Raw genomic sequence first — 504 nt, forward strand, 5'->3', positions numbered from 1 at the left:
CAGTGATTGGCAGTGTGGTGTTTGCTCCAGGTGAAACGGTTAAAACGATCACAGTACCGATCACCAATGACCGCGTCTATGAAGGCGGTGAAACGTTCACGGTGAATTTGACGAATCCGACCAATGTGACGATTGGTGCAGGCGCCAGCATTGTGACGATCAAAGATGATGGTACAGGAGTTGATGGCACGAATGACGACCGTCCTGTAGTGTCGTCGATCGATAGCGCGACAGTCGCGGAAGGTAATGCCTTAGTCTTTACCATTAATTTGACAGGCACAAGTACGACAACGACAGCCGTCAATGTAAATGCGATTTCTGGCAGTGCGACAGTTGGTGTGGACACAGGTGCACAACAATATTCAGTCGATGGTGGAGCGACGTGGTTAAACTTGGCTGGTGCGGTCAATGTTCCAGCCGGAGCGCAAAGCTTTTTGCTGCGAGTAGCGACGATAGCTGATGGTGTTGCTGAAGGCACCGAAAGTATTACGGTATCGGCGGCCA

Annotated in this window: 1 protein-coding gene; it reads left to right on the top strand. The window is 51.0% G+C overall.

What is annotated here, in order from left to right; genetic code table 11:
- Positions 1–504 (top strand): Calx-beta domain-containing protein (locus tag H8K36_RS19770; RefSeq protein WP_304941542.1); only part of this gene is annotated, 504 nt, incomplete at both ends.

This window comes from Affinundibacterium nitidum (genome assembly GCF_014284155.1).
Lineage (GTDB): Bacteria > Pseudomonadota > Gammaproteobacteria > Burkholderiales > Burkholderiaceae_D > Undibacterium > Undibacterium nitidum.